This window comes from Marinomonas dokdonensis, from assembly GCF_052747885.1.
On sequence record NZ_JBRAND010000006.1, the window covers coordinates 74,700 to 95,773 of the forward strand.

18 protein-coding genes are annotated in these 21,074 nt (G+C 45.6%); 6 read left to right on the plus strand and 12 right to left on the minus strand.

What is annotated here, in order from left to right; genetic code table 11:
- Positions 1-26: 26 nt before the first annotated feature.
- Positions 27-1,529, plus strand: a complete 1,503-nt coding sequence (locus ACUM5Y_RS14325; RefSeq protein ID WP_445977570.1) for a CoA-acylating methylmalonate-semialdehyde dehydrogenase — start codon at positions 27-29, stop codon at positions 1,527-1,529.
- Between the two features lie 101 nt (positions 1,530-1,630).
- On the opposite strand, the gene iolG is transcribed toward ACUM5Y_RS14325, so the two are convergent.
- The 9 genes from iolG to ACUM5Y_RS14370 form a co-directional block, all read right to left on the minus strand.
- Positions 1,631-2,632 (minus strand): inositol 2-dehydrogenase, encoded by a 1,002-nt coding sequence (gene iolG / locus ACUM5Y_RS14330; protein WP_445977571.1) that lies wholly within the window; start codon positions 2,630-2,632, stop codon positions 1,631-1,633.
- Between the two features lie 68 nt (positions 2,633-2,700).
- Positions 2,701-3,531 (minus strand): class II fructose-bisphosphate aldolase, encoded by an 831-nt coding sequence (locus ACUM5Y_RS14335; protein WP_445977572.1) that lies wholly within the window; start codon positions 3,529-3,531, stop codon positions 2,701-2,703.
- 12 nt (positions 3,532-3,543) lie between these two features.
- A complete protein-coding gene (locus tag ACUM5Y_RS14340; RefSeq protein ID WP_445977573.1) occupies positions 3,544-4,389 on the minus strand; it encodes a 5-deoxy-glucuronate isomerase in 846 nt (281 codons plus the stop codon).
- Positions 4,390-4,471: 82 nt separating this feature from the next.
- Positions 4,472-5,464 (minus strand): 5-dehydro-2-deoxygluconokinase, encoded by a 993-nt coding sequence (iolC, locus tag ACUM5Y_RS14345; protein ID WP_445977574.1) that lies wholly within the window; start codon positions 5,462-5,464, stop codon positions 4,472-4,474.
- On the minus strand, positions 5,457-6,635 hold the full coding sequence (locus tag ACUM5Y_RS14350; protein WP_445977575.1) for a Gfo/Idh/MocA family protein: 1,179 nt from the start codon (positions 6,633-6,635) through the stop codon (positions 5,457-5,459). Before ACUM5Y_RS14350 ends, iolC begins: the two co-directional genes overlap by 8 nt.
- 11 nt (positions 6,636-6,646) lie before the next feature.
- Positions 6,647-8,497: a 3D-(3,5/4)-trihydroxycyclohexane-1,2-dione acylhydrolase (decyclizing) gene (gene iolD, locus ACUM5Y_RS14355; RefSeq protein ID WP_445977576.1), complete on the minus strand. Its 1,851-nt coding sequence runs from the start codon at positions 8,495-8,497 to the stop codon at positions 6,647-6,649.
- Between the two features lie 50 nt (positions 8,498-8,547).
- The gene (locus ACUM5Y_RS14360) at positions 8,548-9,522 is read right to left on the minus strand and encodes an ABC transporter permease (protein ID WP_445977577.1); all 975 of its coding nucleotides are present in this window, start codon (positions 9,520-9,522) and stop codon (positions 8,548-8,550) included.
- On the minus strand, positions 9,522-11,081 hold the full coding sequence (locus ACUM5Y_RS14365; RefSeq protein ID WP_445977578.1) for a sugar ABC transporter ATP-binding protein: 1,560 nt from the start codon (positions 11,079-11,081) through the stop codon (positions 9,522-9,524). Before ACUM5Y_RS14365 ends, ACUM5Y_RS14360 begins: the two co-directional genes overlap by 1 nt.
- Before the next feature lie 224 nt (positions 11,082-11,305).
- Complete coding sequence (locus ACUM5Y_RS14370) at positions 11,306-12,235, minus strand: sugar ABC transporter substrate-binding protein (protein ID WP_445977579.1); 930 nt, start codon at positions 12,233-12,235, stop codon at positions 11,306-11,308.
- 193 nt (positions 12,236-12,428) lie between these two features.
- On the opposite strand from ACUM5Y_RS14370, the gene ACUM5Y_RS14375 reads away from it, so the two are divergent.
- Both ACUM5Y_RS14375 and ACUM5Y_RS14380 read left to right on the plus strand, forming a co-directional pair.
- Positions 12,429-13,328, plus strand: a complete 900-nt coding sequence (locus tag ACUM5Y_RS14375; RefSeq protein ID WP_445977580.1) for a TIM barrel protein — start codon at positions 12,429-12,431, stop codon at positions 13,326-13,328.
- Positions 13,329-13,444: 116 nt separating this feature from the next.
- Complete coding sequence (locus tag ACUM5Y_RS14380; RefSeq protein WP_445977581.1) at positions 13,445-14,461, plus strand: LacI family DNA-binding transcriptional regulator; 1,017 nt, start codon at positions 13,445-13,447, stop codon at positions 14,459-14,461.
- 33 nt (positions 14,462-14,494) lie between these two features.
- On the opposite strand, the gene ACUM5Y_RS14385 is transcribed toward ACUM5Y_RS14380, so the two are convergent.
- Positions 14,495-15,661: a Gfo/Idh/MocA family protein gene (locus ACUM5Y_RS14385; protein WP_445977582.1), complete on the minus strand. Its 1,167-nt coding sequence runs from the start codon at positions 15,659-15,661 to the stop codon at positions 14,495-14,497.
- 126 nt (positions 15,662-15,787) lie between these two features.
- Positions 15,788-16,681: a TIM barrel protein gene (locus tag ACUM5Y_RS14390; protein WP_445977583.1), complete on the minus strand. Its 894-nt coding sequence runs from the start codon at positions 16,679-16,681 to the stop codon at positions 15,788-15,790.
- A gap of 247 nt (positions 16,682-16,928) precedes the next feature.
- On the opposite strand from ACUM5Y_RS14390, the gene olsF reads away from it, so the two are divergent.
- Entirely contained in the window at positions 16,929-18,641 is a 1,713-nt protein-coding gene (gene olsF, locus ACUM5Y_RS14395; protein WP_445977584.1) for a bifunctional ornithine lipid synthase OlsF, read from the plus strand.
- Between the two features lie 6 nt (positions 18,642-18,647).
- Here the strand turns inward: olsF and ACUM5Y_RS14400 are convergent, their stop codons facing one another.
- Entirely contained in the window at positions 18,648-18,794 is a 147-nt protein-coding gene (locus tag ACUM5Y_RS14400) for a hypothetical protein (RefSeq protein ID WP_445977585.1), read from the minus strand.
- A 293-nt stretch (positions 18,795-19,087) separates the two neighbouring features.
- On the opposite strand from ACUM5Y_RS14400, the gene ACUM5Y_RS14405 reads away from it, so the two are divergent.
- The gene (locus ACUM5Y_RS14405; protein WP_445977586.1) at positions 19,088-19,393 is read left to right on the plus strand and encodes an isoamylase early set domain-containing protein; all 306 of its coding nucleotides are present in this window, start codon (positions 19,088-19,090) and stop codon (positions 19,391-19,393) included.
- Positions 19,394-19,613: 220 nt separating this feature from the next.
- Positions 19,614-21,071, plus strand: coding sequence for a betaine-aldehyde dehydrogenase (gene betB / locus ACUM5Y_RS14410; protein WP_445977587.1), 1,458 nt, complete (start codon positions 19,614-19,616; stop codon positions 21,069-21,071).
- The last annotated feature ends 3 nt before the right edge of the window (positions 21,072-21,074 follow it).

Consider the following 21,074-nt stretch of genomic DNA (forward strand, 5'->3'; position numbering starts at 1 on the left):
TCTTCACGAATCAAATAGGAAACAACATGCGTAGATTAGGAAATTACATCAATGGACAAGCCGTACCGTCAAACAGTGGTCGTTATGGCTCGGTTTTTAACCCAGCCACTGGCCATGAAAGCTGCCAAGTAGCCCTTTCAAACCAAGCAGAAACCCGTGAGGCAATCGCCTCAGCAGAGGCCGCTTTTTCTCAATGGAGTCAGGTTACGCCCCTCAATCGAGCCAGAGTGATGTTTAAATTTAAGGCGCTGGTTGAGCAACATGCTGATGAAATCGCCACCTTGATCAGCCAAGAGCATGGCAAAGTCTTTTCAGATGCCCGTGGTGAACTTACTAGAGGCTTAGAAGTTGTGGAATTCGCCTGTGGCATCCCTCACTTACAAAAAGGTGAACACAGTCTTAATGTGGGCCGAGGCGTTGACAGCTTCTCGCTGATGCAACCATTAGGTGTTTGTGCTGGTATCTCACCCTTTAACTTCCCAGCAATGGTTCCCATGTGGATGTTTCCTGTCGCCATTGCCTGTGGCAATACCTTTGTCATGAAGCCTTCCGAGAAAGATCCTTCTGTACCACTAAGGTTAGCTGAGCTTCTCACTGAAGCAGGCCTGCCTGATGGTGTATTTAACATAGTTAATGGCGATAAAGAGGCCGTTGATGTGTTGTTAACCGATGAGCGAGTTCAAGCCGTCAGTTTTGTTGGTTCCACCCCCATTGCCGAGTACATTTATGCTACCGCCTCCGCCCATGGTAAACGTGTACAAGCCTTAGGTGGTGCCAAAAACCACATGTTGGTAATGCCAGATGCAGACCCTGATCAAGTCGTTGCTTCCTTAATCGGCGCAGCTTACGGCTCTGCAGGGGAGCGTTGCATGGCGATATCTGTTGCTGTGTGTGTTGGCGATGAGGTCGCGGATCGGCTCGTCGGTCAGCTAGCAGATGAAATCGACCAACTAAGAGTTGGGCCGGGGTTAGGCTTAACAGAAGAAGCTCACATGGGGCCAGTTATCTCTGAGCAACATTGCGCGAAAATCAAAGACTACATTACTTTAGGGCAGCAAGAAGGAGCCAGCCTTATCCGTGATGGGCGAGATTTTGTATACCCTGGCCACGAACACGGCTACTTTGTGGGAGCAAGTTTATTCGATCATGTCACACCCGGCATGCGCATTTACCAAGAGGAAATCTTTGGCCCAGTATTATGTGTGGTGCGAGCAGAGTCTTATCAACAAGCTCTCACCATGATTAATGAGCACGAATACGGTAACGGTACAGCAATCTTTACCCGTGATGGCGATACCGCTCGTCAATTTTGTGAAAACGTGCAAGTGGGTATGGTTGGCGTCAATTTGCCAATACCTGTGCCTATGGCATTTCATAGCTTTGGTGGTTGGAAACGTTCATTGTTTGGCCCATTGCATATGCATGGGCCAGATGGTGTGCGTTTTTATACTCGTATGAAAACCGTTACGGCTCGCTGGCCAACGGGCTTAAGGGCCGGCGCTGAGTTTTCCATGCCAACCATGAAATGATGCCAAACCACCAGCGGCCAAAGTGTTAGGCGGTTGGTGGGGTAACTTTCATCATAAACAAAAAAAGTGGCCCGCAGGCCACTTTTTTTGTTTTGGTTAAGTTATTCTGCCGTGAGATTCAACGGCTGTACTTCGCCGGTTTGCAAAGACTTCACTGCCGCATCGGCCATAAGTAACGCCTTACGCCCATCATCCCCACTCGGATAATTTACCTCACCCGATACAATCCCTTGAATAAAGGCATCCAACTCATGGCGATAGGCTGCAGCATAGCGTTCAAGGAAGAAAGCCATTGGCTTTTGAGAGCTCACGCCTTGTTGATTAGCGATAGACAATGTACTTTCAGGCACATTATTTATACTTAACATACCACCACTGGCGTGCACTTCGACGCGCTGATCATAGCCATAAGTCGCTCGACGGCTGTTAGTGATCACCGCCATTTTTCCACTTTTACAGGTTAGAGTAATAATCGCGGTATCTACATCACCACACTCTTTCACATAATCTTCAGTGAGTGCTGAGGCACTGGCATAAAGAGAAATAGGCTCCTCACCTAGCAACCATCTTGCGACATCGAAGTCATGAATCGTCATATCACGAAATAATCCACCGGAGCTTTTGATATAACTGGCAGGCGGCGCAGAAGGGTCACGAGAAGAGATGGTCAACATTTCAATGTCACCGACCTGTCCTGAGTCGAGCACATTTTTCAAATGGGCAAAATTAGGATCAAAGCGGCGGTTAAACGCCATCATAAGTGGGACTTGATGCTCTTTTACTAACGCTAAACAAGCATTCACTCTATCAATTGAGAGGTCTACAGGCTTTTCACAGAAAATGGCTTTGCCAGCGAGTGCAGCTCGTTCAATTAAGTCCGCATGGGTTTCAGTAATACTGCAGATCAATACGGCATCGACCGCTTCGTCGGCAAAGACAGTATCCAGAGTTGCCACCTTGGCAGCGTATTTATCTGCGGTTTGCTGAGCTACCTCAGCATTCACATCGACCACATAAAGTAGATTACAATCTGCATTCAACGCCACGTTAGCCGCATGTATTTGACCGATACGACCCGCGCCAAACAGTGCTAAATTCACCATTTTGAACTCCTTTTATTATTTTTATCAATCGAAAAAAATGCCCCTTAAAAGGGGCTAATAGGGACGAATTACCTGAGCAACTGAATAATCCGCTCCGCCTCTTGCTGCACAAACGGCATGGCTTTTTGCATAAAATACATTTTGTCGAACTTATCTGGCTCTTCATTCATTAAACGGCGTAAGTTAGATCCCATGGCCATTCGCAAAGACGTACCGATATTAAACTTTGCGACTCGCGTCTGCTTAAGCTGCTTAATGTCTACTTCTTTAATCCCCGTGGTGCCATGAATCACTAACGGAAGATTGGTTACTCGGGTTTTAATAGCATCCAACAACTCATAATCAATCACTGAGTCTGGGGTCGTTAAGCGATGAACATTACCGATGGCAATCGCCATAGCATCCAGTCCACTTTCCGTAGCGTACCGATAAGCGTCGTCTGGCGACGTTTTAATCGATTTTATATGGTCCCGTCCCTCTTTATAGGCAACAGAACCAATCTCACCTTCCACACTGACGCCCATAGCATGAGCTACCTGAGCTACCTGTTTAGTTCGAGCGATGTTTTCTTCCAATGGTAATTGAGAACCATCAAACATTACCGATGAAAAACCATGGTGTATGGCGCGATAAACAATCGCCTCATCATAAGTGTGATCTAAGTGTACGCAGACTTGAGTACTGCTTTGCTTAGCTAAGGACAACAGCATATTCGCCACTGCCTCAACGCCCATGAAGTCCACCATATCTTTATTGGCAGCCAAAATGATTGGGCTTTTCAACGCTTCTGCCGCCGCCACGATGGCACGACCTTCCTCATAACCAAATACATTACAGCAAGGTATCGCGTAATCAGAATTAGCGGCATCAGGCAGAATGTCATTTAAGGAAACTAGCATGGTCACACTCCGTTATTTAAATTTGTTGATCATGTCCTTAATGCCAGGAATGGTATGCACCTGATATTCATGGTGAGGATCAAAGTGTTGAATAAGTGACTTAGAATGCGCTCCAACTATGATAGTGAAGTAATACATTTCATAGCCAGGTGCCGCGACGCAAGGGTGGTAGCCCTTATCGATGGCGATCACACTACGGTTTTTAATATGGTAAACCGGACCAATATCATCTTCGTGCTCATATAAGAATTGCGCCCCAAACCCTTGATCTGGGTTAAAGCGGAATTGATAAACTTCTTCATAACGTGTTTCGTTTGAACCACGCTCAGTGTCATGTTTATGAGCAGGGAAACCTGACCAGCCACCCGCACCCACAGTGAAAAGCTCACTGACTAATAAGCGGCCCCTTTGCGGCGCGTTTTTCTGCCCAAGAATGTGCTTAATTTTGCGGTGCGTCTTGGTGTCGTCACTGCCGTATTGCACCTTGTCAGCATCTTCAGGTTTCACTTCAAATGGCTCTAAGGTCTCTTCATAACGACCACCAGCGATCATCACATCGGCATTTTCTGAAGTACAAGTCACCTTGACCACAGCATTTACCGGCGCATATACGGCTGCTGGATCACCGTCCCAAACGTGTTTTCTGACACCAATGTTAGGGAACTCTTTGCCGTCCACCGTCACAGTACAAGTACCACCAGCAAGAACTACTGCGCTTTCATAATCCGCCAGCTGATACTGATGACTTTCACCCTTTTGCAAAAACACCTGGTTAAAATAAATCAGTGGTGTCGTATCATCGTTAACATCAATAATCGCTTGGTTCTTATTGTCGTATGCTGGAATATGTTTACCCATAATCTTTCCCTATCCTTTTTTAATGGAATCTAAAACTTTGCTGATAGCGCCACAGCACTAAGAGCAATGATTGTTATGTGCTTTAAGAGTTGTAAGCCTCAAGAAAAGTGAACAGTTCTTGCTTAGTCGCCATGGCTTCAGTACAGCTTTTACGGGATACATTGATCGCCGCCGAGGCAGAGCCCATCTTGACGCTTTCTTGCAAGCTGGCCCCCTGCAGAAGAAAATACATAAACGCCCCGGCAAAGGAGTCACCCGCCCCAAAGGGCTTTTTGACTTCCACTGGGAAGATTCCCTGCGCAAAGTGCTCCCCATCTCTGGTGTAGACTTTTGAACCCAATTCACCGGCTTTGATAATGACCACTTGCGTCGCATCTTTAAGACAGCGCTGTGCTGTTGCATCATCGTTCTGAGGCGCATCGTCCTTGTCGAGCAACTCCAGTACATCGAACTCTTCACGATTACCTATCACCACATCCGACAAACTGGCCGCTAGTTGGTAATAAAGTGATGAGTCTTCAGGGCAGCGCCAAGAATAGGCACGATAATCAATGTCTAAGATCACCTTGGTATTACTTTCTCGGGCATAACGCATCGCTGCTATCGCCGCTTCCCTAGAAGGGCTAGTCGATAAAGCGGTACCAGAAACAAGTAATATTTTGGCTTGGCGGATATAGTCTTTATCGACCTGCTCAATTGATAGAGTAAGGTCCGCGGCATGATTTCGATAAATCACTACTTGGCAGTCTTGTGCTTTCATTTCGGTCACAGCAAGACTGGTTCTTGAACCCGAATGGTCCATCACCATACCTTGTAGATCGACACCCGCTTGACGCAAATAATCACAAACATAGTGACCAAGGCTGTCATCGGACACACAGCTGATGAGTCCCGCTTTGGCCCCCAGTCGGGTGAGTGCCACCGCGATATTCGCCGGTGAGCCACCGACAAATTTATCGAAGCCAGATACATCACTCATATCGAGGTTTTCCTCACGGGCGTATAAATCCACTCCGGCACGCCCCAAGCAAACAACATCCAATGAGCGGTCTGTCGGGAAATGTAAGCTAGTCATGGTATGCCACCCATTTCGCGTCGTTATCGGCGGACTCAACACAACGTTCCAATAATCGAACGCCTTCGATGCCCGCATCGATATCTGGGAACCATGTCTCATCAATGGTTTGCTGATCTTGTCGGTCTGCCGCTCTCATCACCGTTGCGTAGCGACTATAGAGGTTTGCCCAAGACTCAAAGAAGCCTTCCGCATGGCCACCACCAATACGATTACAGGCCACGCCTTCAACGTCGTTATGCAAATAGCCCATACCACGTTCGAGCACTTGTGCTGGCTGGCCTTGTACTTCGTAGCTCAATTGATTAGGACGCTCATCCCACCACTCCAAGCTGGCTTTTTCTCCGACAATACGAATCTTTTGCTGATGCATAGAGCCTGCGTTCACGCCACTGGCCCATAAGGTACCTACGGCACCATTGGCGAACTGCATCATCACATGAGCATTATCTTCCAGAGGCGTGCGGGATTTCACAAAGCTTTGTCGTGTACAGCAAAGCTTCTCAACATCGAGACCTGTCATCAGTTGCGCTAAATAAAAGGCATGAGTACCTATGTCTCCCAACACATAAGTGGGTCCAGAGACTTCTGGGTTCATGCGCCATTTAGCACCGGGATCATTTTTCTCAACTTCTTGCGAATGGAAGCCATGGGCAAACTGCATATTAATGACACGGACATCACCGATTTCACCACGCTGGATCATTTCCCGCGCTTGATGAATCATTGGAAAACCTGTGTAGCCATACATGACACCAAAAATACGGCCTTTTTGCTGAGCAATTCGTTTTAGGTCTTCGGCTTCCGCAACCGTAAAGGTAACGGGCTTTTCACAAACCACATGTAGACCAGACTCTAAAGCAGCTTTCGAAATGGCATAGTGAGTGCCATTAGGCGTGGCGATAGAAACCGCTTGGATACCATCTTCACGTAGCGCCTCGGCATCGAACATGCTTTGATAATCTGGATAACAGCGGTCTTCTGCTAACCCTAAGTTCACCCCAAAGTCCTTACAGCGCTGAGCATCAATATCGAACGCTCCTGCCACAAGATTAAAGTGGCCATCACGAGTAGCACTGGCACGATGAGCGTAGCCAATCTGACTACCACGACCACCACCCACCATGGCCCAGCGAATCGCCGCTTGAGAACGCGTTTCTTCATTAAACATTGTTCGACTCCTTATATGCCGCGGCGCTGATGAGCTCGGCCTTGATTAAAGTTTTGTACGGCTTTTTCAACTTTTTCATTACGAGTAATTTCAGGTAGACCAACTTCCCACCAGCAGTCACAGCTGGACCATTTAGTCGGATCAATATCCACCACAATCACGGAGGTCTTATCCGCCGCTTTGGCTCTGGCAAATGCTTGATCAAACTCCTGCATATTGGCGACCTTCTCACTGTTCGCCCCTTGCGCTCGTGCATGCATGGCAAAATCTACCCGAGCCAACTCGCCATCAGGGCGACGGCAATCCGCTAATAGGTTATTGAAGGAGTCATTACCTGTGTTGTTTTGCAGTTTGTTGATCACGGCAAAACCTGCGTTATCACAAACGACTATGATCATCTTGTGGCCAGTAAGAACTGAGCTATAGATATCTGAGTTGAGGATCATGTAAGAACCGTCCCCAACTAACACCACCACATCGTTATCTGGATTGGCGATCTTAGCGCCCCAGCCCCCCGCAATTTCATACCCCATACAGGAGAAGCCAAACTCAATGTCGAATTTACCCACCTGCTTACTCTGCCAATTCATGTTCAGTTCTGCTGGCAAGCCACCTGCAGCTGTTAACACCGAATCCCCAGGCTCAATTAAGCGGTTCACCGCACCAATAACTTGCGCGTAAGAGGCCATTTCATCCCCTTCCACATGGGCACGCTGAGCACATAAATCTTTCCACTTTTGGGCTTGTTGTTGTGCTTGTTGAGCCCACGCCTGACTAGCTTGCCAATCACCGAGTTGAGCATCTAGCTGAACAAGGCTGTCCTTAGCATCCGCAATCACAGGCATAGCAAGATGCTTAATGGCATCACTGCGTCCAACATTAATACTGATAATTTTTAAATCGGGGTTTCTGAAAATGGACCAAGATCCCGTGGTGAAATCTTGTAAGCGTGTGCCAATGGCCAGTACCACATCCGCTTGTGCAGCGAGATAGTTAGCCGAATCTGAACCTGTCGCGCCCACTGGTCCACCATTTAAAGGATGGCTTTGCAGTAACGCAGCACGCCCCGCAATGGTTTCTATGGTTGGAATCTGGTGGCGCTCGATAAAGTCCGCCAACTCAGCATTCGCACCTGAGTAATGCACACCTCCACCACTGATAATTAGAGGACGTTTAGCACCTCGAAGCAGTTCAGCAACCGCTTCTATATCTTGTGTCTCAGGTTGTGGGCGGCGGATACGATGCACTTTTTCTTCAAAGAAACGGGCTGGATAATCATAGGCCATCCCCTGAACATCCTGCGGCAACCCCAGGAAGACAGGCCCACAGTCTGCTGGGTCCAACATTGTGTCCAAAGCCTGAGGCAAGGTTTGCATCAACTGTGCAGGATGAACAATTCGATCCCAGTAACGAGTCACCGCTTTAAAGGTATCGTTGGCCGTAATGGAAGGAGAATGAAAATGTTCTGTTTGCTGTAAAACTGGGTCAGGCAAACGACTGGTGTAGGCATCACCAGAAATCATCAACAAAGGCAGGCGGTTAGTATGAGCAATACCTGCAGCGGTCACCATATTAGTAGCACCAGGACCAATGGACGTTGTAGCGATACCGATACGTTGACGGTTATTCGCCTTGGCATAGGCGACAGCGGCCATTGCCATAGACTGTTCATTCTGGCCACGCCAAGTGGGCAGTTGGTCTTCAACATTTTTTAGCTGCTGGCCAAGGCAAGTTACATTGCCATGACCAAAAATAGCAAACGAGCATCCGAATAGAGGCTCAACTTGGCCTTTGACTTCAATTTTTTGAGCCACTAAGTATTTGACCAAGGCTTCCGCTACAGTAAGGCGAACTGTTTTCATAATACGTCTCTTCTTATTCTTAAATTAACTGGGTAATGGAAAACAATGGATTACGCTTTTTTGCGTTTTTGCGCATCAAGCAGTACCGCACCAATGATGATCATGCCCTTAATGATTTGCTGCCAATAAGGATCAACGCCCATCATATTCAAGCCTTTGTTCATCACCCCGATGATTAGGGCACCAACGATACACATGGGTACTGAACCCACACCACCAGCAAGCGAAGTCCCGCCAATAACCGCTGCGGCAATGGCATCCAACTCCCACATGTTGCCGAACGTAGGGTTACCCGCATACGCTCGTGACGTCAGCATAGCCCCTGCTAGGCCAGCTAAAGCACCTGCTAAGATGTAGACTTTAAGAAGGGTAATCTCGACATTTACACCACAAATTTTTGCGGTATTGACGTTACCGCCAATGGCAAATACATGGCGCCCAAAACTCATACGACTCATCATGATGTGACAAATAAAGGCCACACCAATGTAAATGATGACAAGCCCTGGTACACCGAAGACGGAACCATCACCGATGGAAGTAAAGGCATCAGAACTTGCGTCAACTGGACGGCCATTACTGACCAGCTGAGCCACACCACGGGCCATTGTCATCATGCCCAGAGTGGCAATAAAGGGAGGTATACGGCCATATGCGGTGATAGAGCCATTGATCAAACCACAGATACTGCCCACAAACATGGCAGCGCCAAAGGCAAATATGGTCATGCCATAACCTTCTGTGCCCGTCACAATAGATGCCCCGACAACAGAAGCCAGAGCAACCACAGCACCAGAGGATAAATCGATACCCCCTGTGACTATGGCAAAGGTCACCCCTATTGCGATGATGCCAAACATGGACACCTGCTCTAGGATACTGAATATGTTCCTTAGCGAGGCAAAGCCTTCAATTTTTAGCGATAGGACTGAAAACAATAAAATTAGAATGAGTAGCATGCCGTACTTATTCAAAATTTCTGTGTAATGAATTTTGCGCGCGTTCGCACTAACTTCCTTAACCATTATGCAACCCCTTGAGTCTTAAATTCAGACGCGATGTCAGTTTCTTCTTGTTGTTGTGATGGCACATCGCCACCGGCCGCCATTTCTAAAATCAATTCTTGTGTCGCTTCAGCCCTGTCAACAATGCCGACTTCATGACCTTCCGACATCACCATGATGCGATCACTCAGTGACAACAGCTCTAGCATTTCGGAAGAGACGATGATGATGGCTTTGCCTAAGCGTGCTAACTCAACAATCAACTTATAGATCTCCGCCTTAGCACCTATATCAATCCCTTTAGTGGGTTCGTCCAAAATGAGAATTTCAGGCTCTAACAGCAACCATCGAGCAATGAGTACTTTTTGCTGATTACCTCCCGATAGGTTGCCAATGATGGTTTCTACTGTTGGCGTTTTGATGCGCAACTGCTCTTTCATTTTGTTCGCCACATCACGGGCTAACTCTTCAGAGATAAGGTGGTGTTTTTCGTAAGGTAAGAGTTCCGGCATGATCATGTTGTCTGTCACGCTCATATTCAGCATGAGGCCAGTTAACTTACGGTCCTCGGTAACAAAGCCAATACGATGTTTAATCGCATCTGCGGGTTTATGGATTTCAATCTTTTCTCCGTGCAAACGGATTTCGCCACTTTGAGCAGCTTTATAGCCAAAAAGCGCTTCTACCACTTCACTGCGACCAGCTCCTACAAGCCCAGCGATACCAAATATTTCCCCCTTACGTACGGTAAAATTAATGTCTTCGAACTTACCCGCTAAGCTCAGGTTACGAACATCAAGTAGCGTCTCGCCAATCTCTACATCTTCACGCTGAAACATTTCATCCATTTCACGGCCAACCATCATATTGATTAGCTCTTCTTTACTGATCTCAGTGGTTTTTTTCGTGCCTATGTATTGGCCGTCACGAATCACCGAGACTTCATCAGATAGTTCAAATACCTCTCCTAATTTGTGAGAGATATAGATAATGGCGATGCCCCGCTGTTGGACTTTTTTGACGATACGATAAAGCTGGTGAACCTCTGACTCAGTCAAGGCTGTAGTTGGCTCATCCATGATGATCAGCTGAGCGTCGTAAGACACTGCCGTCGCAATGGCAAGTAATTGAGCCTTAGCAACAGATACATCCTGCATGAGTGTCTCAACACTCATTGGAATCCCCAGCTCTTGAAGAATGGTGTTGGTTTGTTTGTTCATGGCCTCTTGATCCATCAACAAACCTTTTTTGATTTCGCGGCCCAGATAAAAGTTAGCGGCAACGGATAAGTTTGCAGATGGACTGATTTCTTGAGGAACCATGGCCAGTCCAGAGTGAATAGCATCGATCGGTGCTTTAGGTAAAAATGGCTTACCGTCAAAGAAGATCTCCCCTCCAGCATCAGGTGTATACAAGCCATATAGGATTTTCATTAACGTTGACTTACCCGCACCATTTTCCCCCATGAGTGCGTGTATGCTGCCCTTTTTGATTGATAAGTTAACCTGATCCAAAGCCTTCACACCTGGAAAGGTTTTACTTACATTGACCATTTCTAATATGCAATCTGAGTTAGTCATAAGCGTTGTTGTTTTTATTAGTGGTTTAAATTTTGAGAAAATTGACTCGCACCAGCGTAATATCGGGGTTTGAGCACTTCTCTCAGCGTCCTTTTTAGTCTGGCTTCAACTAAGTTTTGCAATACCGTGCGCTTAGTTGCTTTATGCCAATACGCCTTTTTAGACTCGCTGCTCAGCAGTGCGCTTCCACATATGCGCACTGCTGAACAAACATTAGTCCTGCTTTAATATTTAGAGAGGTACTCGGCTTTCTGGTCTTCTTTTACTAACTCAAAGTCGATCCAGTTCATTTTTTCAACTTTCTCGCCTTTGCCTAGCTGGTAAGCAATTTCAGCTCCGCCATAACCTTGGCCTTTAGCACTTTGGAAAACCGTTGAATCCAAACCAGCGCCTAGGTATTCCAATGCATCAGGGGTAGCATCAACACCAGAAATGATAAGATCAGCATCGGTTAGGCCCGCTTTTTTAGCGGCCAACAAGGCTCCAATCGCCATTTCATCGTTGTTAGCAACAATAACGTTAATTTCAGGGTGGGCTTGCAGCCAGTCTTCGGTGATTTGCAATGCTTTAGCTCTATCCCAACGACCTTCTTGCTCTGCAATAATTTTGATATTTGGATGTTGCGAGAATACTTGCTTATTACCTTCTGTACGGTTGATTTGAGCTTCATGCCCCAATACACCCATCAGAATCGCCACATTGCCAGGCTTGCCATCTAGCATGCCAACAATACTTTGCGCTTGAATAATGCCTGCTTGAATGGACTCAGAACCCACATAAGCATCAACATTTTTCATGGTACTTTCATTAGGGAGGCGGTTGACGATTACCAGCGGGATACCGGCGCGATTGGCTTTCTTGGCGATGGGTTTAACAATTGCAACATCAGTAGGAACAACTAACAGTGCTGACACCTCAGCATCAATAAAGTTGTCTACGTCGTTAAGCATCTTGCTTGGGTCTTCATTGGCATCCGTTAATTTTATGTCTACATCTGCATGATTTACATCAAACTCACTAATACCTTCAAACAAATAGCTTAGCCATTTGTCGGCAAACGATGGCATTGGAGCCCCAATAACCATGTTATCAGCTAATGCAAAGTTTGAAGCGGAGCACAGAATTGACGCCGCAAGTAGCGTTTTTTTAATCATTTTCATCTCACCCTTTTATTGTTTTTAGTTGAGTAATAAGAATCAGTAAGTGACCGCCATAACGTCTATCTGATGATCACTTGCTAAGCAGACTAGCAACAAGATTATTTTATTGCAAGCGCTTGCAATAAAATAATCTTAACTTATTATCAGGAACAAATAGCGCATCAATCAAAAATAAAAAGAGACGAATATGCAGTTAAAACTAGGTAATGCTCCCTGTTCTTGGGGCGTAGAAATGCCCGACGCCACCAGCAACCCCCATTGGGAAAAAGTCTTAGATGAATGTCAGCTAGCAGGTTACAAAGGCATAGAGCTTGGCCCAGTGGGTTACTTCCCAGAGAACCCTGAAATTCTTGGAGAAGCCCTATCTAAGCGAGATTTAACCCTGACGGCAGGTGTTGTATTCCGCCCGTTTCACGATAAAAGCGCTTGGGATAATGTGTTGGATGGCGCCCACAGAACTTTTTCTGCGTTATCCGCACACGGAGCAAAAACAGGTGTCTTAATTGACTCTATTGCATCAGAAAGAGCCTTAACGGCCGGTCTCCCTGATGAGGCTAGGAGATTAGATAAAAGCGACTGGCAAAGCATGATAAGTCGTGTGGAAACAATCGCTAAGATTGGCCAAGAAGAGTATGGGTTAGATATTGCATTACATGGCCATGCAGCAGGGTTTATAGAGTACCAAGACGAAATTGAAAGCGCCTTAGAAATGATCGACGAAAAATATTTATCCTTATGCATTGATACTGGACATTGCCTATATGCAGGCTTTGACCCGATAGATTTCTATAAAAAATACCAAAATAGAACTCATTATCTACACTTTAAAGACATCAACCCTAAGGTAAAAGACTACGTGATTGCTAATAGAATTAATTTTTACGACGCGATAAGTCAGGGCTTATTTTGCAATCTTGGTACTGGTTTGTGTCGATTTGACACACTCTTTGAAACACTACAAGAAACTGGATTTCAAGGTTGGTCAACTATAGAGCAAGAGTGTGATCCGCACTCTGATCGCACTTTATTAGACGCTAAGCTGAATCATCAGTACTTAAACTCTGTCATTAGGGCGATGAAAATATAGCCAAAACCGTCGAATAAATAGCCAAAACCAGATAAGAAACGTATTATTAATACCCTATGACAATTTAAACAAGGACGCAGTGATATAGGCTAGATAAAGCCAACATAAGGTAAAGTATGAACAATAACCGCTATAAACACATAACCCAAAAAGAAGTGGCCGACAAAGCTGGCGTTTCTCTATCTGCGGTTTCAAGGGCTTTTACACCGGGTGCTAGTGTCTCCGCAAAAACCCGTGCGAAAATCGAAGTTGCGGCCAATGAACTTGGCTACAAAACGAATATTTTGGCACAGTCTCTGATGACCAATAGGACGCGCCTAATTGGTGTGATTTCTAGCAACTTCGAAAACCCCATGTTTATAGAAGTACTTGATTTGATAACCAAGGAGCTTCAATCGCGAAATTACCGCTCCTTAGTCGAAAACCTTGCCTCTGAGTCCAAACCTGAAGATGTACTTGATCGATTATTGCAATACCGAGTCGATGGTGTGCTCTTCCTTTCGTCTGTATTACCTTCCATTTTTGCAGAGGTTTGTGCGAAGGCGAAACTTCCAGCGGCCATCATGTTTGGTCGTGAAAATATTCAAGGCCCTATCAATATCGTCACGGCAGACAACTATCATGGTGGCGAGATGGGAGTGCAATTATTGCTAGACCATGGCTATCGAAAGATCGCCTTTTTAGGTGGCCCTATCAATGCCACCACCACGATAGATCGTAAACAAAGTATTGTTGAAACGCTTAAACAGCACGATCTAGAGCTTGCAGCAGTCGAACATTGTGAGGTTTACTCCTACGAATCTGCTCGAAAACAATCGCTAAAGCTGCTGAAGGACAACCCTGAAATAGAGGCTATTTTTTGCGGTGATGACATTCTGGCGATTGCCACGCTAGATACGGCTCGCGAGCTTGGTAAAAAGTGTCCAGATGATATTGGCGTACTTGGTTTTAATGATATGTCTATGGCCTCTTGGGGGGCTTATAACCTCACCACCATACAACAACCCATCAAGGCGATGGTCGACGCGGCTGTGGATATTATTATAAACCGCATTGAGCAGCCCCAACTGGATACAGAAAAGCGCTTACTACCTTGCCAAGTAGTCTTGCGTGGGACATTAAAACAGCAGTAACCACCTTCGTTTACTGCTGCTTTAACACAATGGCTAATCTAGCTTCATCCATTGACCATTGGCTTGATGAGATGCCACAGCAGCCTGAACAAATTTCACGCCTCGTGCCCCCTCCTCAATACTCGGAAAGTAACGCGCTAATGGATTGGCTTCAATTTGAGTATGCTGGGCAATAATAACCTCTGCCAAGTCGGTATAGAGATTAGCAAATGCTTCTCGGTAACCTTCCGGATGACCAATCGCAATACGCGATACGCGATTTGCCGCTTCATGCAGTCCTAAGCCACCTTTTTGCAATATTTTGGTAGGCTGCTCAAGGCTTCTAACCATTAACTGATTCGGCTGCTCCTGATGCCACTCTAGGCCACCTTTACTACCGTATATTCTCAGATATAAACCGTGATCTGCTCCCGCGGCAGCTTGAGTAATAAAGAACGAGCCCCGAGCATTGTTGTCATAACGGCTTAGAATCCCCGTGTAATCATCTGCCTCCCGACCGGGCACAACCGTCGCAAGATCCGCACTAATTTCACTAGGCTCCATACCTGTAACAAACGCAGCCAGATGGTAACAATGTGTCCCTATGTCTCCTAAGATCAAAGAAGGTCCCGCTATCTCTGGGTCCATATGCCAGTTCTTACAAAGGCGCTCGCTCTCAGTCAGTTCTGCAAGATGCCCTTGCACATAATCACATTGCACCATGCGGATTTCGCCCAGTTCACCGGCGGCAATAATAGCCTTTGCTTCCCTAACCATAGGAAAACCTGAGTAGGCATAAGCAACACAGCATTCCAAGCCACTAGCCTGTACTTTTTCAACCAGGTCCATCGCCTCATCTAAATGATTAGTTAGAGGCTTTTCACACATAATATGAAACCCATGTTTTATTGCTAAACAAGCGATTTCATAGTGACTATTGTTAGGGGTCATAATGGCTATGACATCGACCCTATCTTCACGAGCAGCTTCTGCTAAGATCATTTCTTCAGGAGTGGCATAGCCTCTTGCTATGCCTAGCTGTTGGGCACTTTGCAATGACGTTTCAGGCTTTGACGAAAAGACCCCAGCCACGACTTCATAATATTCTTCTAAACAAGCTGCGCCCCGATGCACAATGCCGATAAAGGAGCCAGGCCCTCCTCCAATGACACCCAAGCGTAGCTTTCTTCCCAATGCATCAATTACTGGATTTGCAATCATAGTATCCCCCTAGCTCATACCACTTAATGGTCTGTGGTATGAAATATAAAAGAAAAGCGCAACCCACCACTTAATAAGTAGCAGAAGGCGCTTTAACTCATTGATTCACCAATTTATATTGGCAACTTATTGCAAAAACTTTTGTTCAATAAATTGCAAACTCAACTGGGCATTTTCTAATGAGCTGTTATCTTTGGCTGCAGGGTCAACGTCTTGCTCAACGGTAATCCAGCCTTCGTATTGGATTCTTTCTAATGTTGAACGCACAGCATTAAAATCAACACAGCCTTGGCCTAATGGACAAAAGACACCATTACCAATGGCTTTATAGAAATCCACATTATTCGCTACGGTATGCGCAAGTACGGCTTCATTAATATCTTTGAAGTGAATGTATTCAACACGATCTTGATAGGTTTCAATCAGCTCAGCAGGGTCAATACTTGCGTATCGGCAATGGCCCGTATCAATACAAAGCTTAACTAAATCACTGTCTAGATCTTGCATGGCGCGGTCAATTTCATCACGGTATTCGATGAAACTACCTGCATGGGGATGAATAACAGGGGTGATGTTATATTCTCGGCAGATCAGGGATAGCTCAGTAATTGTGGTCATCATCTCTTGCCATTGCTCATCTGGTAAGCGATAAGCTGTCTCAACCTGACCCGCTTGGTCTGTACGCGGTGAAGATACATGATCAATGACAACCATATATTTTGCATTCTGAGCCTGTAATAGCTTACAGGTGTCATGGGTATATTGAAGGATGGCATCTCGTTGCTCTGCTTTATGCAGATGCTTAAAGATAGTTCCAGCGATCAGCCCTAGGCCATTCTCTTCTAATTTTGCAGCCAAAACTTGGCTATCGGTGGGCAGATAGCCTAAAGGCCCCAGCTCTGTTGCCTTATATCCTGCCTGAGATATTTCATTTAGCACGGTTTGCCATGGTGGATTATCAGGGTTATCGGCAAATTCTATTCCCCAGGAACAAGGCGCATTTGAGAGTTGAAGTTTCATTATTTTTATTCTTCCTTTAGTTGATTTAACGACATCAACACATTAATGCAAGCGCTTGCAAAATGTCAATATGTGCACAAAACAATCCTTAAATTTTCTTTTCAACGGCGAATTCAAACGATGGAATGTCATAAATTGCTTACTCAGCCGTCATCAATCAGACACACCACTGTCACTTTAATGTCATGAATACACTCTAATCTGAGGTCATAAAGAACAAGTCTATGAACCCTAGCGGAGCCCTATTGTGATACAAGTTGAACAATTGATTGCCAGTAAATCACCGCAGTTTTTTGATAAAAGTCCCATTATTACTCGCCCAACTTTAAGTGTTTTAAAGCGCTTATTTCATGAAAGCGAGGTGAATGAGTTTTTAGAACAAAACAGCGACTGCATTGGCTTTGAATTCATAGATCGAGTTCTTGATCACTTCAACTTTAGTTATCAGGTCAGTCAGATAGACAGACGTAACATTCCCGCCAGTGGCCGCGTGATGATCATTGCTAACCACCCTTTAGGCGCACTGGATGGCCTAGCTTTATTGCGTTTGGTTGGCGAGATACGTCCAGATGTCAAAATTGTCGGCAACGATTTATTGATGGGTTTCGACAGCTTAAATAACCTTGTTCTCCCTGTAGATAACATAGGTGGCAAAACGGGTCGCCAGCAACTCAAAGCCATTATGAACTGCCTTCACAATGAAGAAGCCGTGATCATTTTCCCTGCGGGAGAAGTCTCTCGCTTATCCCCAAGTGGGGTAAAAGACCAACGCTGGAATCATAACTACCTAAAGTTGGCGCAAAAAACCAACAGCCCTTTATTACCTGTGCATATTGGTGGTCGTAACTCCATGCTGTTTTACACCAGCTCTTTGGTGTATCGACCATTGTCGACCCTACAACTCGCCAATGAAATGTTCCGCCAGAAGAATCGCAAGATTCCAATGCAGGTGGGTCAAGCCATTCCCATTCAAGAACTGGCTAAGTTACCACTTAGAGATAAAGACAAAAATAAACTGGTTAAGCGCCACCTTTACCGCATTGCCAAGGGCAAAAAGCCTTTACTGAAAACCGAAAAGACGGTCGACCATCCACAGAATCGACAGTTAATTAAAAACGAGTTGAAGCAGTCTGAGCACCTAGGCAGCACCAAGGACAACAAGCAGATTTATCTATTTGATTACAATCCAAGCTCCGTCACCATGAAGGAAATCGGCCGACTACGTGAAATAGCCTTTCGACAAGTGGGAGAAGGCACTGGAGAACGTACCGATTTAGATAAATTTGATCAGTACTATCGCCATCTTATTTTGTGGGACGAAGAAGAGTTAGAAATTGTCGGCGCCTACCGCATAGGGGAAGTCGCCCGTTACATGAGAGATAAGAGCAGTAACAAAATCTACAGTGCCGAGCTGTTCCGCTACTCTTGCGACATGGAACCCTATTTTGAACAAGGCATAGAGCTGGGGCGTAGTTTTGTACAGCCGAAATATTGGGGCAAACGCAGCCTGGATTACTTATGGTATGGCATTGGCGCCTATTTAAACCGTCACCCAGATATTCGCTATATGTTTGGTCCAGTGAGCTTAAGCAACAGCTACCCGCAAATTGCCAAGGACCTTATTGTGGCCTTTTACAAAAAATATTATGCCGACAATGAGCATCTAGCTCGTTCTTATACGCCCTACCAAATTAATCCAGATCACAATGAATTGATCGCTGGGTTATTTACAGGAGAAAGCTACGAAGAAGATTTTAGAGCATTAAAAGAGCAACTGGGTCATGTGGGTGCTAGCGTGCCGACCTTGTTTAAGCAGTACAGTGAGTTGTGTGAAGCAGGAGGGGTTCGCTTCTTAGACTTTGGGGTCGATGCCGACTTTGGCTATTGCGTTGACGGCTTAGTCCTAGTGGACTTAGAAAAAGTCAAAGAAGCGAAACATAAGCGTTACCGTGGTGCTTAGAGACACTTAGAAAGGGCCATGGTGACCATGGCCACTGTGATGATGTTTAGGTTGGTATGGCTTTTTGTGAGCTTTTTTCACCACCATTAAGTAAACAACCTTAATTAACAGCATGACACTTAGCACGAGAAGAACGATCAGTTGTAAGTCCATAACAACACCTCATTTTTCGCTGAATATTATTTCAGTCTAGTACAGAAATAATAAATGTGGCGATTTTTACCTGCACCAAGAGATAACAGAATGCATACCTTTTGCGTATTAAAAGGTGCAATTCGACTAGGGTTAAACAGTTTTTTCGCTTTGAGCACTACTTATTGATCCAGGACTTTAGAAATTTTTATCAGCAGATTAACCACTTATTACCTTTGGCTTAGGATTTGCTTCATTGAACGTAGAAGGATTTGCCATTAAAACCGTCAAGTGAGTTACCCGAGGAGCAGGAAATGATTGAAAAAAAATTTCTCAAGACAAAACCGGAATGCAAAATTAAATTTTCTTTGCCTGCTGACTTAGTTGGCGATGCCAAAAGCATCTCAGTGGTAGGTGATTTCAATGATTGGGATCCTGCCAGTCATCCAATGCGAAAACAAAAAAATGGTCTATTTAGCTGCACGGTTAATCTAGCAGTAGCCTCAGCATACCAATTTCGTTACCTGCTCGACTCAAACCAATGGCTGAATGACGACCAAGCCGACAGCTATGCCACCAGCCCAATCAGTCACGAAGCTAACTGCGTCCTTAGTCTATAAACCACTCTAATTAAGCAGGCCTTATTTGACTAAAATGTAGGCCTGCCTTCTCCCTCGTTATTTGCCAATCAACGACATCTCTATGCTCCATAAGAGTTTTTAGCCTGTTGCAGGCTGGGTTTCACCTGTCAAAAAGTGTACAATGTTTTTATTAAATGCGCGTTTAATAAAACCGTTTTTCATCAATGGCAAACTATCGCAACACACAAAGAGGGTTATCATGGCACATCACCAACAGTACATTCATGGCCAATATCATGGTTCCACGAGTGAGGAAACTTTTGACAGCCTCAATCCTGCCACTGGCGAAGTAATCGCTACCATAGAGCAAGCTGGCCAAGCTGAACTGGATGCTGCAGTAGCTTCTGCTATCCAAGGGCAAAAAGTTTGGGCTGCCATGAGCCCTGTAGAACGCGGCCGTATTCTTAAAAAAGCAGCGGATTTATTGCGTGAACATAACGAAGAGCTAGCACGCCTAGAAGTGCTTGATACGGGTAAGCCACTGCAAGAAGCCATCTGTGTAGACATTGAAACAGGTGCCGATGTTATTGAATACTACGCGGGCTTAACCAATAAAATCCAAGGGGAATACCAAGATTTAGGTAATGGTAATTTCTTTTATACCCGCCGTGAGCCGCTTGGTGTTTGTGCTGGCATAGGCGCTTGGAATTATCCGATTCAAATTGCTTGCTGGAAGTCTGGTCCTGCCCTCGCTGCAGGTAATGCCATGATCTTCAAACCTTCTGAGGAAACCCCTCTAACGGCTCTGAAACTTGCTGAAATATACACTCAAGCAGGCTTACCAGACGGTGTTTTCAATGTGGTTCAAGGGGACGCTCGGACGGGGCAAATGATTACCAGCCACCCACAAATCGACAAGGTTTCCTTCACCGGAGAAGTCGGTACAGGTAAAAAAGTGATGGCGGCTTCAGCCCAATCTTTAAAGCAGGTCACCATGGAACTTGGCGGTAAATCGCCCATGATTATTTTCCCAGATATGCCGGTAGATCAAGCAGTTTCAGCGGCAATGCTGGCCAACTTTTACACCCAAGGGGAAGTCTGCACCAATGGTACTCGAGTGTTTGTTCATCAAGACATCATGGACGCTTTCACCGCCGAGCTAAAAACTCGCACCCAAGCTATGGTAGTTGGTGACCCAATGGACATGGACACACAAGTGGGCGCACTCATTTCTAAAGACCACATGCACAAGGTATTAGGTTTTATTGAAGCCGCCAAAGCCGCAGGCGCTAAGCTACTGTGTGGCGGTTATCAGGTGACTGAAAATTGTTTAGACAAAGGCGCTTTTGTGGCACCTACTGTCTTCACCGAATGTACGGATGATATGCCGCAGGTTAAGGATGAAATCTTCGGTCCTGTTATGTCTGTGTTGAGTTTTAGTGATGAAGACGAAGTTATCGCGCGCGCCAATGACACCAAATATGGCTTGGCCGCTGGAGTATTCACCAAAGACTTCGCCCGTGCTCATCGCGTGATCAATCAGCTACAAGCGGGCATTTGTTGGATCAATGCTTGGGGTGCATCTCCAGCCGAGATGCCAGTGGGTGGCTACAAAGAGTCTGGAATTGGCCGTGAAAATGGCATTGAAACCCTCTATCACTACACCCAAAACAAGAGTGTTTATGTGGATCTAAACGATGTCCAAAACCCTTACTAAGCA

What these genes read in the sequence shown, in the direction of transcription:
- ACUM5Y_RS14335 (WP_445977572.1), bottom strand. Translation starts at nt 3,531, where the DNA reads ATGCTAGTTTCCTTAAATGACATTCTGCCTGATGCCGCTAATTCTGAT.
- ACUM5Y_RS14380 (WP_445977581.1), top strand. Translation starts at nt 13,445, where the DNA reads ATGAACAATAACCGCTATAAACACATAACCCAAAAAGAAGTGGCCGAC.
- ACUM5Y_RS14340 (WP_445977573.1), bottom strand. Translation starts at nt 4,389, where the DNA reads ATGGGTAAACATATTCCAGCATACGACAATAAGAACCAAGCGATTATT.
- ACUM5Y_RS14370 (WP_445977579.1), bottom strand. Translation starts at nt 12,235, where the DNA reads ATGATTAAAAAAACGCTACTTGCGGCGTCAATTCTGTGCTCCGCTTCA.
- iolG (WP_445977571.1), bottom strand. Translation starts at nt 2,632, where the DNA reads ATGGTGAATTTAGCACTGTTTGGCGCGGGTCGTATCGGTCAAATACAT.
- iolC (WP_445977574.1), bottom strand. Translation starts at nt 5,464, where the DNA reads ATGACTAGCTTACATTTCCCGACAGACCGCTCATTGGATGTTGTTTGC.
- ACUM5Y_RS14360 (WP_445977577.1), bottom strand. Translation starts at nt 9,522, where the DNA reads ATGGTTAAGGAAGTTAGTGCGAACGCGCGCAAAATTCATTACACAGAA.
- ACUM5Y_RS14400 (WP_445977585.1), bottom strand. Translation starts at nt 18,794, where the DNA reads ATGGACTTACAACTGATCGTTCTTCTCGTGCTAAGTGTCATGCTGTTA.
- ACUM5Y_RS14365 (WP_445977578.1), bottom strand. Translation starts at nt 11,081, where the DNA reads ATGACTAACTCAGATTGCATATTAGAAATGGTCAATGTAAGTAAAACC.
- ACUM5Y_RS14390 (WP_445977583.1), bottom strand. Translation starts at nt 16,681, where the DNA reads ATGAAACTTCAACTCTCAAATGCGCCTTGTTCCTGGGGAATAGAATTT.
- betB (WP_445977587.1), top strand. Translation starts at nt 19,614, where the DNA reads ATGGCACATCACCAACAGTACATTCATGGCCAATATCATGGTTCCACG.
- ACUM5Y_RS14375 (WP_445977580.1), top strand. Translation starts at nt 12,429, where the DNA reads ATGCAGTTAAAACTAGGTAATGCTCCCTGTTCTTGGGGCGTAGAAATG.
- ACUM5Y_RS14325 (WP_445977570.1), top strand. Translation starts at nt 27, where the DNA reads ATGCGTAGATTAGGAAATTACATCAATGGACAAGCCGTACCGTCAAAC.
- ACUM5Y_RS14405 (WP_445977586.1), top strand. Translation starts at nt 19,088, where the DNA reads ATGATTGAAAAAAAATTTCTCAAGACAAAACCGGAATGCAAAATTAAA.
- ACUM5Y_RS14385 (WP_445977582.1), bottom strand. Translation starts at nt 15,661, where the DNA reads ATGATTGCAAATCCAGTAATTGATGCATTGGGAAGAAAGCTACGCTTG.
- iolD (WP_445977576.1), bottom strand. Translation starts at nt 8,497, where the DNA reads ATGAAAACAGTTCGCCTTACTGTAGCGGAAGCCTTGGTCAAATACTTA.
- ACUM5Y_RS14350 (WP_445977575.1), bottom strand. Translation starts at nt 6,635, where the DNA reads ATGTTTAATGAAGAAACGCGTTCTCAAGCGGCGATTCGCTGGGCCATG.